We start from the raw sequence: 14304 nt of genomic DNA, 5'->3' as shown, positions 1-14304 counted from the left end.
TCCCACAGGGGGATGGCGGTGTTTACGCGGGGGTATCGAGATTCAGGTGCAGGTTGTCGATCAATCGGGTGGTGCCGAGGAACGCAGCCACCAGAATCACCAGATCACGATCTTCTGCCGTCGCCGGACGCAGGGTCACGGCGTGGCGGATTTCCAGGTAGTCCGGCCGCAGACCGGCCACTTCCAGCTGTTGCCGCTGAGCCTGGATCAACGCCGGGAAATCGCGCTCGCCTTGCTTGATCGAGTCGGCAATGGCGCACAGGGTGCGATAGACCACCGGTGCCACGGCACGCTGTTCTTCGCTGAGAAAGCCGTTGCGCGACGACAGCGCCAGACCGTCGGCAGCACGTACGGTTGGCTCGCCGATGATCTGGATCGGCATGTTCAGGTCATGCACCAGCGCGCGGATCACCGCCAGTTGCTGGAAGTCTTTCTGACCGAAGATCGCCAGGTCCGGCTGGACCATGTTGAACAGCTTGCTGACCACGGTCGCCACGCCTTCGAAGTGTCCCGGACGGCTGGCGCCGCACAGGCCTTCGGAAAGCTGTGGCACGCTGACCCGGGTCTGACCGGCCATGCCATCGGGGTACATTTCTTCGACTGTCGGGGCGAACAACAGGGAGCAACCGGCTTCCAGCAGTTTTTCCTGATCCGCGGCCAGCGTACGCGGGTATTTGTCGAGGTCTTCGCCGGCGCCGAACTGCAGCGGGTTGACGAAAATGCTCGCGACCACGAAATCCACACGCTGTTTGGCCTTGGTGATCAATGCGATGTGGCCGCTGTGCAGGTTGCCCATGGTCGGGACGAAGCCGATGCGCTTGCCCTCACTGCGGGCGCGAGCCACGGCGGCGCGCAGTTCACGTACGGTTTTGACGGTGTTCATGCAGAGAATCCGTGTTCTATCCCAGGGAAAGTGGTGGCTTTGACTTCGTTCACATAAGCCTTCAGTGCGGACTGGATGCTGTCCTGACCCTGCATGAAGTTCTTCACGAACTTTGGCACGCGGCCACTGATCGACAGGCCGAGCATATCGTGCAGGACCAGTACCTGACCGTCGGTGTCGGTGCCGGCGCCGATGCCGATCACCGGGATTTTCACCGCCTGGCTGATTTCGGCAGCCAGTTCGCTTGGCACGCATTCGAGCAGCAGCATCGCCGCGCCGGCCTGCTCCAGGGAGATCGCGTCGGCACGCATCTGGCGTGCCTGGTTCTCGTTGCGCCCCTGCACTTTATAGCCACCGAGAATGTTCACGGCTTGCGGGGTCAGGCCCATGTGGGCGCAGACCGGTACGCCGCGTTCGGCCAGCAGGCGGATCGAATCCGCCAGCCACAGCGCACCTTCGACCTTGACCATGTGCGCGCCGGCCTGCATCAGCATGGCGCTGTTGGTCATGGTTTGCTCGAGGGTCGCGTTGGCCATGAACGGCAGGTCGGCCAGGATCAGGGCGTCGGTGTTGCCGCGCTTGACGCAGGCGGTGTGGTAGGCCATTTCCGCAATGGTCACCGGCAGGGTGCTGTCGTGACCTTGCAGGACCATGCCGAGGGAGTCGCCCACCAGCAGCACTTCAACACCAGCCTCGTTGCAGGCGTGGGCGAAGGTCGCGTCATAGCAGGTCAGCATGGTGATCTTTTCACCTTTCTGCTTGAGGCTCTGGAGCGTGGTCAGAGTGATGGCTGGCATGTAAGAAATCCTCGTTCAGGCGCTTTGGAAACTACTGCGAGTAACGCGCGTGATTCGTCATCTATTCAGGCGCACGCTCTTTTGTCGTGCTTATAAGGCCTGGATTGCGCCCTTGTATGCCGGGTTGGCGGCAGCGGGACGCCTATAGTCGTGATGAGGCCTCAGGAAGTCAATTGCATGTGTTACCGCATTGTTACGACGGGAGTGTTACCGGCGTTACTGATGCGATTCAGCGGGCCGGCGGGCCTGATTTGCGTAGTTTTTGTCCGACAAAAACCGGGATTTGCATAAGTCGATGTGGGATAGATGTCAGGGGTGGGGAAGGCGTTCGAGGCCGACGAACGGGCAGGCTGCGAGAAGATCGGCAAGGGTGCGGCCATCGGCAAGGCGCAGATCTTCGGGGGCCAGTTCGGCCAGGGGATACAGGACGAATGCACGCTCCTGCATGTGGTAATGCGGGACTTTCAGGCGCGGCTCATCGATCAGGCGGTCACCGAACAGCAGGATGTCCAGATCCAGGGTGCGAGGACCCCAGCGCTCCAGACGTTCGCGACCCTGACCGTTTTCGATGGCTTGCAAGGCATCGAGCAGTTGCAGCGGAGCGAGTGTGCTGTCGAGCGCTGCGACCGCGTTGGTATAACGCGGCTGGCCCGGCAGCAGCGAGTCGCTCTGGTAAAAGGCAGACACGCCAGCCAGGACCGTATCCGGCAGTTGCCCCAGTGAGTCGACCGCACTGCGCAGTTGCTCGGCCGGGTCAGCCAGGTTGCTGCCCATGCCGATGTAGATGCGTTCCATGCCTTATTCGCCCGTGGCGCTCGGTGCGCCGGCGCGCTTGCGCTTGGAACCGCCGCTGCGGCGACGCTTGCGTGGCGCACCGCTGGCGCCGTCTTCCTTGCCGCTGAGATCGCGGATCATGTCGCGGCGCTCGCTGTCGTTGGCGTCCTGATAGTCGGTCCACCATTCGCCCAGGCCATCGGTCTGCTCACCGGCGCTTTCACGCAACAGCAGGAAGTCATAGCCGGCGCGGAAGCGCGGATTGTCCAGCAACAGGTCGGCGCGTTTGCCGCTGCGGCGTGGCAGACGTTCCTGCATGTCCCAGATCTCGCGGATCGGCATGGTGAAGCGTTTTGGAATCGCAATGCGCTGGCACTGTTCGGCGATCAACTCGTGGGCAGCTTCCTGCATCGCCGGAATCGGCGGCATGCCACGTTCCTGCAGACGCAACACGCGGGCCGGCAGGGCTGGCCACAGCAACGCGGCGAACAGGAACGCCGGGGTCACCGGTTTGTTCTGCTTGATCCGCAAGTCGGTGTTGGTCAGCGCTTCGCTGATCAGCGTGTGGGTATATTCCGGGTTGTATTCCAGCGCATCGTCGCTGGCCGGGAACAACGGCGCGAACAACTGCAGGTCGACCAGCATCTCGAAGGTGATGGCGCCATGCCCGGAGAGGAACAGCTTGAGCACTTCCTCGAACAGCCGGGCCGACGGAATCTCGCGCAGCATCGGCGCCAGTTCGCGGATCGGCTGCACGGTGTGCTTTTCGATGCCGAAGTTGAGCTTGGCGGCGAAACGCACGGCCCGCAGCATCCGTACCGGGTCTTCCTGGTAGCGCTGTTTCGGGTCGCCGATCAGGCGGATCAGGTGATTGCGGATGTCGTGCACGCCGTTGGCGTAGTCGAGGATGCGCTCGCTGACCGGATCGTAATACAGGGCATTGATAGTGAAGTCGCGGCGTTGCGCGTCTTCTTCCAGGGTGCCGTAGACGTTGTCGCGCAGAATGCGCCCGCTTTCATTGCGCGAAGACTGGTTGCTGTCTTCGTCGTCTTCGTTTTGCGGGTGATTGGCACGGAAGGTCGCGACCTCGATGATTTCGCGACCGAAATGGATGTGTACCAGCTTGAAGCGGCGACCGATGATCCGCGCATTGCGGAATTCGGCGCGGACCTGCTCGGGGGTGGCGCTGGTGGCAACGTCAAAGTCTTTGGGCGTGATGCCCAGCAGCATGTCTCGCACGCAGCCGCCAACCAGATAGGCCTGGTAGCCGGCGCCCTGCAGACGTTCGACGATGTTGACCGCGTATCGGCTGAATTGCGCCTTTTGCAGCGAATGTTGGCCGCTGTTGAGGACTTCAGGCGTGCTACGGATGTGTTGCGTACGACGCAGGGGAGTTCGGAATGACTGGAACAGCTTCTTCAGCATGGGATGCACTGTTTGAAGGAATGTTCGGCCATACCAGAGAATGACCGCATGATGGGCCGGGATTCTAGCATTTAGTCGAGGGATGGTGTAGGACGCTGCCGTTTTGCGCTGCAGGCCGCAGGCTAGAGGGGTGGAGATGCGTCAGAAAGGGAGAATTTCCCGGAAAGGAGAAACTACAAGGGGAGCCGAAGCTCCCCAAGAAGTAGTTGCGTGCTCTTTTTATTATTGATTCGGGCTTCTTGTTTTTGTTGAGTGCCCTCGCCATGAAGCTTTTCCTTCATGACCCTCCCAATCGGGAGCCAAGAGCAAACGGATTGCTTTGGTCGCTGAATTGCAGTGATCTCTCGATCCAACCAGTACAGGCTCTGTCTTAGGACAGTTTTTGTTGTTCTCGGCCTGGTCGTGGGGCAAGCCCCAAATACAACGCCTCTCCAAAAGAATCAGTTAGCTGCGCCTCTCGCCGTCTTGTTTTTATTTTGCGTGAGTCGATTCGTCTTATTTTTATTGTCTTGTGCATTGCTTGTTATTGTTCTTGTACCAAAGATATAGCAGGGGCCGTGCCAACTTTTGCGAACCCCAATAAAACAAGGGGTTAGGTCGATATAACCGTTTTCTCGGGGCGAAAAAAAGCCGGGGTTTCGTTACCGATAACCCCGGCTTCTGTTACGTGAAAAGACTGAGGTAACAGTTTTTTCACATCCTCAACCGTTACCCGCACGCTCGACAGGTAACGTTCAGCTCTCGCTGGCGACCCCGGTCTTGCGCCGTGGAATGCCCAGACGCTGACGGCGTTCCCACAGGCATTTGCGGCTGACGCCCAGTTTGCGCGCCAGTTCAGTCTCGGTCATGTGGTCCTGATGCTCGAGCACGAAATGCTGAAAGTAATCTTCCAGCGACAGATCTTCGGTCGGCTCGTGGCTGCTGTTGCTGGCGTTACCGGCCGGTTGCGCCGGCAGACCGATGAACTCGTCGTCCTCCAGATCCCCCAGCTCGATGTCGATGCCCAGCAGGTCGGCGGAGATTTCCGGGCTTTCACTCAGAATCACGGCGCGCTCGACGGCGTTTTCCAGTTCCCGCACGTTGCCCGGCCAGGAATAGTGCCGGATCGCCTGTTCGGCATCGGCGGCAAATTTCAGGTCGGTGCGGTTAATGCGCGCGCTCTGGCGAGCGAGGAACGCATTGGCGATTTCGTTGACGTCGGCGCCGCGCTCGCGCAGGGCTGGCAGTTTCAACGCGATCACGTGGAGGCGGTAGTACAAGTCCTCACGGAACTGGCCGATTTTCGCCAGGCTCTTGAGGTCCCGGTGGGTTGCAGCGATCAACCGGACATCGACCTTCTGCGACTGCACCGAGCCAACCCGGCGAATTTCGCCTTCCTGCAGTACGCGCAACAGGCGGGCCTGAGCTTCCAGAGGCAGTTCGCCAATCTCGTCGAGGAACAGCGTGCCTCCGTCTGCCGCTTCCACCAGACCGGCGCGACCGGCGCTGGCTCCGGTGAACGCGCCTTTCTCGTGACCGAACAGTTCGGACTCGATCAGGCTTTCCGGAATGGCGGCGCAGTTCACCGAGATCATCGGTGCCTTGGCGCGTTTCGACAGGTTGTGCAGGGCGCGGGCCACCAGCTCTTTACCGGTGCCGGACTCGCCCTGGATCAGCACATTGGAATCGGTCGGGGCGACTTTACGGATCTTGCCGTAAAGGTCCTGCATCGGCGGGCAGGAGCCGATGATGCCGATCTCGCCATTGCTGTTGTCGATGGCGGATTTGCCGTTGCCGTTGGCCGATTTGGAAGGCGCTGCTTCACCGGCGGCAGGCGCTGACTGGCGATCACGCAGGATCCGCGCGACAGCCTGAAGCATTTCATCGTGGTCGAAAGGCTTGGCGATGTAATCCACCGCACCCATCTTCATCGAGTCGACCGCCGAGCGCAGGCTGGCGTAGCTGGTCATGATCAGCACCGGCGTGCCCTGGCCGAGCTTGATCAGCTCGGTGCCCGGAGCACCCGGCAGACGCAGGTCGCTGACGATCAGATCGAATGTGGGAATACTGAAGCGTTCTTGTGCTTCCTGCACTGAACCGGCTTCGCTGACCTGGTACTGGTTGCGTTCCAGCAGGCGGCGCAAGGCGGAGCGGATAATGGTTTCGTCTTCGACGATCAAAATGTGCGGCATTGATTCGATACTCTCGACGGTCTCAGTTCACAGCGGACGTCGCTTCGACATGGCGCGGCAAAGTCACCCGGATACGGGTGCCGCGCTGGCTCTGAACATCAGCCGGGCTGTCGATGGTGATTTGTCCATAATGCTCTTCAACGATGGAATAGACCAGTGCAAGGCCCAGACCGGTGCCTTCGCCAGGATCCTTGGTGGTGAAGAAGGGTTCGAACAATCGGTCCATGATGCTCGATGGAATACCGCTGCCTTCGTCCTCGACGATCAGATCGACCGTGTGTTCGCCGGCTTCGCTCTTGACCCGCACCGCACTGCCGGCAGGCGAGGCGTCACGGGCGTTGGAGAGCAGATTGATCAACACCTGGGCGAGACGTTGCGGGTCGCCTTCAACCCAGTGATCCGGGTCGCACAGGTTGTAGAACTGGACTTCGAAGTTGCGCCGGTTCAACGCCAGCAGACCGATGGCGTCCTGAGCCACTTCCGCCAGACAGACGGGCTCGTCGCTGTGCTGATGGCTGCCGGCATGGGCGAAGCTCATCAACGACTGCACGATGCGTGACACGCGTTTGGTCTGCTCGAGGATCTGGCCGCTGATTTCCGTCAGTTCGCCGTCTTCTTCGCGTTCTTCCCGAAGATTTTGCGCAAGACAGGCAATGCCGGTGATCGGGTTGCCGATTTCATGCGCCACGCCGGCCGCGAGACGACCGATGCTGGCCAGGCGTTCGGAGTGCACCAGTTTGTCTTCGAGCATCTGGGTTTCGGTCAGGTCTTCCACCAACAGCACGAGGCCGCTGTTACCCGGTGCCAACGGCTCGTCGATGGCCGCTTTGTGCAGGTTCAGCCAGCGGGTCTGGCCGTCGAGCGCCAGATGCTGCTTGTGCAAATGTTCGTCGGGCAGGTTGATGAAACCTTGCAGCAATTCTTTCCACGGATTGGCAATGGTACTCAGGCGCGAGCCGACGACCCGTTGCGCGGCAATCCCGGTCAGCTCTTCCATGGCCTTGTTCCACATCAGGATCTCCTGATCCTTGGCCAGCGAGCAGACGCCCATCGGCAGTTCCTGCAAGGTCTGGCGGTGGTAGCGGCGCAGGGCATCGAGTTCGGCAGCCAGGCCGGTGAGGCGCGAGTGGTAATCCTCGAGGCGGCTTTCGATGAAGTGGATGTCTTCGGTGACGTAGTTTTCGCCGCCGGCCTTGTACGGCAGGAAGGTTTCCACCATGTCCTGGGCTACGCTCGGGCCCATCAGGCCGGAGAGGTTGGCTTCGATCCGGTCACGCAAGCGACGCAAGGCATAAGGGCGGCGTTCATCGAAAGGCAGATAAAGGTCGCGCAGGGCCTGCTCGACTTCCTTCTGTGCAGCCTTGGCGCCCAGGGGCTTGGCCAGTTGCGTGGCGAATTCCTGTGGCGAGGCGGCGTGCAGTTCGCGGCGTTGCGGACGGCGCACGTTATCCACAGCGCAGGCTTCGGCAGCGCTGGCCTCTTCGGGGCTGGCATTGGTGAACAGCGAAATCAGCGTGAACATCAAGACGTTGGCCGCCAGCGAGGCGATGGCCGCCATGTGCCAGCTGGTGTCGTCCAGCACATAGATCATGTTCAGCAGCGGAATATAGAAACCCTGCAGATTGCCGACCAGCGGCAGCAGCATGGTCACGACCCACACCACGATCCCCGCCAGCAGACCAGCGATAAAGCCGCGACGATTGGCGGTCGGCCAGTACAGCACCGACAGCACACCGGGCAGAAACTGCAGGGTGGCTACGAAAGCGACGATGCCGAGGTTGGCCAGGTCCTGCTCGGCGCCCAGCATCAGGTAGAAGCAGAAGCCGGCCATGATGATCGCGACGATCAGCGCCCGGCGGGTCCATTTCAGCCAGCGATAGATATTGCCCTCGGCCGGTGGCTGATAGAGCGGCAGCACCAGGTGGTTCAGGGCCATGCCCGACAGCGCCAGTGTGGTGACAATGATCAGGCCGCTGGCCGCCGACAGACCGCCGACATACGCCAGCAATGCCAGCGATTTGCTGTTGGCGGCGATGCCGATGCCGAGGGTGAAGTATTCCGGATTGGTGGTGGCGCCGAGCTTCAGGCCGGCCCAGAGAATCAGCGGCACGGCCAGGCTCATCAGCAGCAGGAACAGCGGCAGACCCCAGCTCGCGCTGACCAGCGAGCGCGGATTGAGGTTTTCGGTGAAGGTCATGTGATACATGTGCGGCATCACGATCGCCGAGGCGAAAAACACCAGCAGCAACGTGCGCCACGGGCCTTCCTGCAACGGGGTGTGCAGGGCGGCGAGGGCGGTCTGGTTCTGCAGCAGCCACAGTTCGAGCTGTTGCGGGCCATCGAATACGCCGTACAGCGCGTAGAGGCCCACGCCGCCGAGGGCCACCAGTTTGATCACCGATTCGAAGGCAATCGCGAAGACCAGCCCCTCGTGCTTTTCACGGGTGGCGATGTGACGGGAGCCGAAGAAAATCGTGAACAGGATGATCAGCGCACAGAACGCCAGGGCTACGCGATTCTGCACCGGTTCGCCGGTGAGGATGCCGATGGAATCGGCTACGGCCTGAATCTGCAGGGCCAGCAATGGCAGGACGCCGATCAGCATGAAAATCGTGGTCAGTGCACCGGCCCAGGTGCTGCGAAAGCGGAAGGCGAACAGGTCCGCCAGCGACGACAGCTGATAGGTGCGGGTGATCTTGAGGATCGGATACAGCAGCACCGGCGCCAGCAGGAACGCGCCGGACACCCCGAGATAGCTGGACAGAAAGCCGTAGCCATACTGATAAGCCAGACCCACCGTGCCGTAGAACGCCCACGCACTGGCGTAGACCCCCAGCGACAGGGTGTAGGTCAACGGATGGCGAATGATCGCCCGCGGGATCATGCCCCGTTCACTGATCCAGGCCACGCCGAACAACGCGGCCAGGTAGGCGGCGCTGATCAGCAGCATCTGGGTCAGGCTAAAGCTCATCGGCATCTTTTTGGCTCTGCAGGATGAAGGTCACGACAATCAGGATCAGCCAGAGCAGATAAGGGCGATACCAGGCGCCCGTAGCGTCGATCCACCAATCCATGATGGCAGGAGAAAACAGGTAGATCCCCACGACCAGAAGCAGGACCAAGCGATAGATGTACATCCCGGCCTCTCTTTTTTATGCGCGTGCCCGAAAACGTGCGGCGATGGTAACGGATGGGCGCGCCACTGCAAGTGTCGTCACAGCAGTCGCGCTTCGGGCAGGGTCAGTGTGCGCGGGATCTTTGTCGCATCCCAGTGGGTGCTGCCCCATTTCAGCAGCTCCTGCGGCGAGGCGTGGGTCAGTTCGGGCCCCGGCTCTTGCCCCAGCGCACGCAAGGCTCTCAGCAACAATGGCGTGGCCTGATCGGCTTCCAGCGGTGGCGAGCGATAGGACTTGCCGAGCTTGTTGCCGTCCGGTTGGGTGATCAGGGGCAAGTGCAGATAACGCGGCTGACGCAGGCCCAGCAGTTCTTGCAGGTACAGCTGGCGCGGCGTCGAGTCGAGCAGATCGGCACCGCGCACGATGTCGGTGATGCCCTGCCAGGCATCGTCCAGCACCACCGCCAGTTGGTAGGCGTAGAGACCGTCGCGGCGGCGGATCACGAAATCACCCACGTCGCGGCCCAGATGCTGGCGGTATTGGCCCTGCACCCGGTCGATGAAGTGATATTCCAGCTCCGGTACGCGCAGGCGAATTGCGGCATCTTCCTGGTCATGGCCGGCGTTGCGGCATAGCCCAGGATAAATGCCGTGATACGGCTCCAGCTGTTTGCGCGAACAGGTGCAGGCGTAGGCGAGGCCGTGATTGAACAAGCTGTCGAGCACCTGAGCGTAAGCCTCATGCCGATCGCTCTGACGGACCATTTCGCCGTCCCATTCGAAGCCATAGCTTTCCAGCGCCTTGAGAATCGCCGCTTGCGCGCCGGGCTCTTCACGGGGCGGATCGAGGTCTTCCATGCGCACCAGCCAGCGGCCGTTCACCGAGCGGGCGTCCAGATAGGAAGCGAGGGCGGCGACCAGCGAACCGAAGTGCAGGTGGCCACTGGGCGTGGGGGCGAAGCGGCCGATGTAGGCGGGGGAAGTGTTGGCAGTCATGAGGGCGATGTTACTTGAAGAGTAAAAAACGGCAGAAACAAAAACGGAGCGTTCGCACGCTCCGTTTTTCGTTCAGGTCGGGATTACTTGCCGACCTGCTTTTCCTTGATTTCCGCCAGGTTCTTGCAGTCGACGCACATGTCGGCAGTCGGGCGGGCTTCGAGGCGCTTGACGCCGATCTCGATGCCGCAAGAGTCGCACCAGCCGTACTCTTCGTCTTCGATCAGTTGCAGGGTCTTGTCGATCTTCTTGATCAGTTTGCGCTCGCGGTCGCGGGCGCGCAGCTCGAGGGCGAACTCTTCTTCCTGGCTGGCACGGTCGGCCGGATCAGGAAAGTTGGCCGCTTCGTCTTTCATGTGATCAACAGTGCGGTCGACTTCCTGCATCAACTCCTGCTTCCACTTGGACAGGATCTTGGTGAAGTGCGCGCGCATTGGAGCGCCCATGTACTCTTCGCCCGCTTTCGGGACGTAGGGTTCGAAACCGCTGAGGGTCTGACTTGCCTGTTGCTTTGCTTGGGTGGGCATGAAATGGACCGCCTCTACTCTTGTAATCCATTGCGCAGGATTGCTCCATCACCGACACCTGCCGGCCCTGCGGCTGCAAGCGGGCGAACTTACCAGATCAATTCGGCCCGCGCTACTCCCGGATGTCGAGCGCGTGGCCGTTGGGGCTTGCAAATGTTTGCCAAGCCATGTCCGGCAATGTTGCAGACCTGCTCAATCACTGATTTTAGTCAATCCTGGAGCGTACGCTCGGGTCGTTACAGTCCAGTGTTCTTGAGGCTGTGACCACTGCGGGTTCTCGCTCGTTCCGGCAGATGGGTAGAATCGTTTCTTTTCACTCGTTGAAGGAAGGCCAATGGCTCAGCCCTCCAGTGCGCGCAGTCGTGCGATCGAACCGTTCCATGTGATGGCGTTGCTGGCGCGGGCCAATGAATTGCAGGCCGCCGGCCACGACGTGATCCACCTGGAAATCGGTGAGCCGGACTTCACGACGGCCGAGCCGATCATCCGCGCCGGCCAGGCTGCGCTGACGGCGGGCAAGACCCGTTACACCGCAGCGCGCGGGATTCCCGAGCTGCGGGAGGCGATTTCCGGTTTTTATCAGACCCGTTATGGTCTGAATATCGACCCGCGGCGCATTCTGATCACTCCGGGCGGCTCCGGGGCACTGCTGCTGGCCAGCGCATTGCTGGTGGATCCGGGCAAGCACTGGCTGCTGGCCGATCCCGGCTATCCGTGCAACCGGCACTTTTTGCGTCTGGTCGAGGGCGCGGCGCAACTGGTTCCTGTAGGCCCGGATGTCAGGTATCAACTGACGCCTGATCTGGTGGAGCGCCACTGGGATCACGACAGTGTCGGCGCCTTGGTGGCTTCGCCCGCCAACCCGACCGGAACGATCCTGACGCGCGACGAACTGGCGGGGTTATCCACAGCCATCAAGGCGCGCCACGGGCATCTGGTGGTGGACGAGATCTACCACGGCCTGACTTACGGCACCGATGCCGCCAGTGTTCTGGAAGTCGACGACAGTGCGTTTGTCCTCAACAGTTTTTCCAAGTATTTCGGCATGACGGGTTGGCGCCTCGGCTGGCTGGTGGCGCCGGATGCGGCCGTCAGTGAGCTGGAAAAGCTCGCGCAGAACCTCTACATCAGCGCGCCGAGCATGGCCCAGCATGCGGCGCTGGCCTGTTTCGAGCCAGAGACCATCGCGATCCTCGAAGAGCGCCGCGCCGAATTCGGTCGTCGCCGCGATTTCCTGCTTCCCGCACTGCGGGAGCTGGGTTTCAACATCGCCGTGGAGCCGGAAGGCGCGTTCTACTTGTATGCCGATATCAGCCAGTTCGGCGGCGATGCCTTCGCGTTCTGCCGGCATTTCCTTGAAACCGAGCACGTGGCATTCACCCCGGGCCTGGATTTCGGTCGTTATCAGGCCGGCCATCATGTGCGCTTTGCCTACACGCAAAACCTCCCTCGCCTGCAGGAAGCGGTGGAACGCATCGCCCGTGGCTTGAAGAGCTGGCAAGGCTGATGCGCTTTCATCCTCCTCTTGAAGAGGGACGGTTGATCCGCCGTTACAAACGCTTTCTCGCCGATATCGAAACCGTTGGCGGCGAGTTCCTGACCATTCATTGCCCGAACACCGGTTCGATGCTCAATTGTCAGGTCGAGGGCGGGCAGGTCTGGTTCAGCCGCTCCAATGATCCGAAACGCAAGCTGCCCGGTACTTGGGAAGTCGGCGAAACCCCGCAGGGCCGGCTGTTTTGCGTGAACACCGGACGCGCCAACACACTGGTCGAAGAAGCTTTGCAGACCGGCGTCATCAGTGAATTGAACGGGTTTACCGGGCTCAAGCGCGAAGTGGCATACGGACAGGAAAAGAGCCGGATCGATTTTCGCCTCGATTACCCGGCGGGCCCGGCCTACGTGGAAGTGAAAAGTGTCACGCTGGGTTTCGACGGCACGGCGGTCGCGGCATTTCCCGATGCGGTGACAGAGCGCGGCGCCAAGCATTTGCGTGAGCTGGCGCATCTGGCCCGGGACGGGATTCGCGCGGTGCAGTTGTACTGCGTCAATCTCACGGGTGTCGAAGCGGTGCGTCCGGCCGAGGAGATCGACGCGACCTACGCCGCTGCGCTGCGCGAGGCGGTGGCGTGTGGGGTCGAAGTACTGGCGTATGGCGTGCGTTTGAGCCATGAAGAGATGGTGATCGACCGGCGCCTGGACGTGCTGCTCAACGGTTAAACATCGATCCACAGCCCTTGCGCGTCTTCACGGCAAGGGATGGCCGTCAGCGATTGCCCGGCGCACGGGCCGGCCACGCATTCTCCGTCCTCGATCAGAAACAGTGCGCCGTGGGTGGCGCACTGGATCAGGCTGTTGCTCGGGTCGAGAAACTGGTCGGGATGCCATTCCAGGCCGACGCCCCGATGCGGGCAGCGATTGAGATAGACGTAAGCCTGCCCGGCGCGGCGCACGGCAAACAGTTTTTTGCCGTCGATATCGAAACCGCGACTGCCGCCTTCAACCAGATCGGCACCCGCGCAGAGAAACTTCATGGCTATCCTCAGTGTCGGCTCGTATCTGGATATGTCCGAGCTTGACGTTCAAATGCAAACAATTATCAAATGGCCGCCTTCGCCCGTGGCGAGGTGACCGCTGCCGAGGATACTTGGCCTGCCGTCCCGATGCCCGGGAAAACCTTTCAAGGAAGCTGTCTATGCGCTTGAGTACCCGCGTTGCTGTGCTGTGTGTCGGACTTTTGGTCAGCCACCAGGCTGCAGCGGCCGAGTTGCCGCAACGTTGGGTCAGCGCCGGCGGCGCCTTGTCGGAGTGGGTGAGTGCGTTGGGTGGCGAGTCCAGGTTGGTGGGCGTCGACACCACCAGCCAGCATCCGCAATCCCTTCAGTCGCTGCCGAGCATCGGCTATCAGCGCAGCCTGTCGGCCGAAGGCATCCTCAGCCTGCGTCCGGACATCCTGATCGGTACCGAAGAAATGGGCCCGCCGCCAGTGATCTCGCAGGTTCGCAGCGCCAAGGTGCAGGTGGAATTGTTCTCGGCTCAGCCGGATCTGCCGACGCTGGAAAAAAACGTCACCCATCTGGGGCAGTTACTGGGCGCTGAAAGCCAGGCCGCGCAATTGCTGCAACGTTATCAACAGCAACTCGATGCGCAAAAGGCGCGTGTGGCCCAAGCGCAAACTAAACAGAAGGCGCCGGGCGTGCTGTTGCTGCTCGGCCATGCCGGCGGCAAACCGCTGATCGCCGGCAAAGACACCGCCGCTGACTGGCTGCTGCAACAGGCTGGCGGGCATAACCTTGCGACGCACACTGGTTACAAGCCGTTTTCCGTGGAGTCCCTGGCCAGTCTCGATCCTGAAGTGCTGGTGTTCGCTGACCGTGCGCTGACCGGCGAGGCGGCGAAAGCGGCGCTGTTCAAGGAAAACCCGATCCTCAATTCCAGCCGTGCGGCCAAGACCGGGCGCGTGCTTGAGCTGGACCCGACGTTGCTGGTGGGCGGGCTCGGACCGCGTTTGCCGGCTGCGCTGAAGACCCTGTCTGACGGTTTCTATCCGGCCAAGAGCGGCCAATGACCACGCTGGTCAAACCCCGTGGCTTGTTCATCGGCCTGATCCTGCTGT

The 14304-nt window shown here is 61.3% G+C and carries 13 protein-coding genes; 3 read left to right on the top strand and 10 right to left on the bottom strand.

What is annotated here, in order from left to right; translation table 11 throughout:
- Positions 1-22: 22 nt before the first annotated feature.
- The 9 genes from panC to dksA all read right to left on the bottom strand — a co-directional run bounded on the left by panC (position 23) and on the right by dksA (position 10688).
- Positions 23-883, bottom strand: a complete 861-nt coding sequence (panC, locus tag ACSPX5_RS19230) for a pantoate--beta-alanine ligase (protein ID WP_169431951.1) — start codon at positions 881-883, stop codon at positions 23-25.
- Positions 880-1680: a 3-methyl-2-oxobutanoate hydroxymethyltransferase gene (panB, locus tag ACSPX5_RS19225; protein ID WP_169431950.1), complete on the bottom strand. Its 801-nt coding sequence runs from the start codon at positions 1678-1680 to the stop codon at positions 880-882. Before panB ends, panC begins: the two co-directional genes overlap by 4 nt.
- 309 nt (positions 1681-1989) lie before the next feature.
- Complete coding sequence (folK, locus tag ACSPX5_RS19220; RefSeq protein WP_169431949.1) at positions 1990-2475, bottom strand: 2-amino-4-hydroxy-6-hydroxymethyldihydropteridine diphosphokinase; 486 nt, start codon at positions 2473-2475, stop codon at positions 1990-1992.
- 3 nt (positions 2476-2478) lie between these two features.
- Positions 2479-3879 carry a polynucleotide adenylyltransferase PcnB gene (locus ACSPX5_RS19215; RefSeq protein ID WP_439820092.1) on the bottom strand — a complete coding sequence of 467 codons (1401 nt, stop codon included), beginning with the start codon at positions 3877-3879 and terminating at the stop codon, positions 2479-2481.
- A 734-nt stretch (positions 3880-4613) separates the two neighbouring features.
- Positions 4614-6050 (bottom strand): sigma-54-dependent transcriptional regulator, encoded by a 1437-nt coding sequence (locus ACSPX5_RS19210; RefSeq protein ID WP_169431947.1) that lies wholly within the window; start codon positions 6048-6050, stop codon positions 4614-4616.
- 22 nt (positions 6051-6072) lie between these two features.
- The gene (locus tag ACSPX5_RS19205) at positions 6073-9027 is read right to left on the bottom strand and encodes a sensor histidine kinase (RefSeq protein WP_207864787.1); all 2955 of its coding nucleotides are present in this window, start codon (positions 9025-9027) and stop codon (positions 6073-6075) included.
- Positions 9011-9187, bottom strand: a complete 177-nt coding sequence (locus ACSPX5_RS19200) for a hypothetical protein (protein WP_003176118.1) — start codon at positions 9185-9187, stop codon at positions 9011-9013. Before ACSPX5_RS19200 ends, ACSPX5_RS19205 begins: the two co-directional genes overlap by 17 nt.
- 77 nt (positions 9188-9264) lie before the next feature.
- Positions 9265-10161, bottom strand: coding sequence for a tRNA glutamyl-Q(34) synthetase GluQRS (gene gluQRS, locus ACSPX5_RS19195; protein WP_439820091.1), 897 nt, complete (start codon positions 10159-10161; stop codon positions 9265-9267).
- 83 nt (positions 10162-10244) lie between these two features.
- Positions 10245-10688: an RNA polymerase-binding protein DksA gene (dksA, locus tag ACSPX5_RS19190; RefSeq protein WP_169431944.1), complete on the bottom strand. Its 444-nt coding sequence runs from the start codon at positions 10686-10688 to the stop codon at positions 10245-10247.
- 334 nt (positions 10689-11022) lie between these two features.
- Between dksA and ACSPX5_RS19185 the strand changes: the two genes are divergently transcribed.
- Positions 11023-12195 carry a pyridoxal phosphate-dependent aminotransferase gene (locus tag ACSPX5_RS19185; RefSeq protein WP_439820090.1) on the top strand — a complete coding sequence of 391 codons (1173 nt, stop codon included), beginning with the start codon at positions 11023-11025 and terminating at the stop codon, positions 12193-12195.
- A complete protein-coding gene (sfsA, locus tag ACSPX5_RS19180; protein WP_169431942.1) occupies positions 12195-12908 on the top strand; it encodes a DNA/RNA nuclease SfsA in 714 nt (237 codons plus the stop codon). The genes ACSPX5_RS19185 and sfsA overlap by 1 nt, the downstream gene beginning before the upstream one ends.
- Here the strand turns inward: sfsA and ACSPX5_RS19175 are convergent.
- Complete coding sequence (locus ACSPX5_RS19175; RefSeq protein ID WP_085689800.1) at positions 12905-13222, bottom strand: Rieske (2Fe-2S) protein; 318 nt, start codon at positions 13220-13222, stop codon at positions 12905-12907. The genes sfsA and ACSPX5_RS19175 overlap by 4 nt on opposite strands.
- A 161-nt stretch (positions 13223-13383) precedes the next feature.
- On the opposite strand from ACSPX5_RS19175, the gene ACSPX5_RS19170 reads away from it, so the two are divergent.
- Positions 13384-14256: a heme/hemin ABC transporter substrate-binding protein gene (locus tag ACSPX5_RS19170; protein WP_439820089.1), complete on the top strand. Its 873-nt coding sequence runs from the start codon at positions 13384-13386 to the stop codon at positions 14254-14256.
- Positions 14257-14304 lie beyond the last annotated feature (48 nt).

Origin of the sequence: Pseudomonas sp. HLG18, from assembly GCF_051903985.1 — a bacterium.
Classification (GTDB): domain Bacteria; phylum Pseudomonadota; class Gammaproteobacteria; order Pseudomonadales; family Pseudomonadaceae; genus Aquipseudomonas; species Aquipseudomonas fluorescens_BT.
Note: the sequence above shows the minus strand (reverse complement) of the source record. Positions and strands in the feature narration are given on the sequence as shown.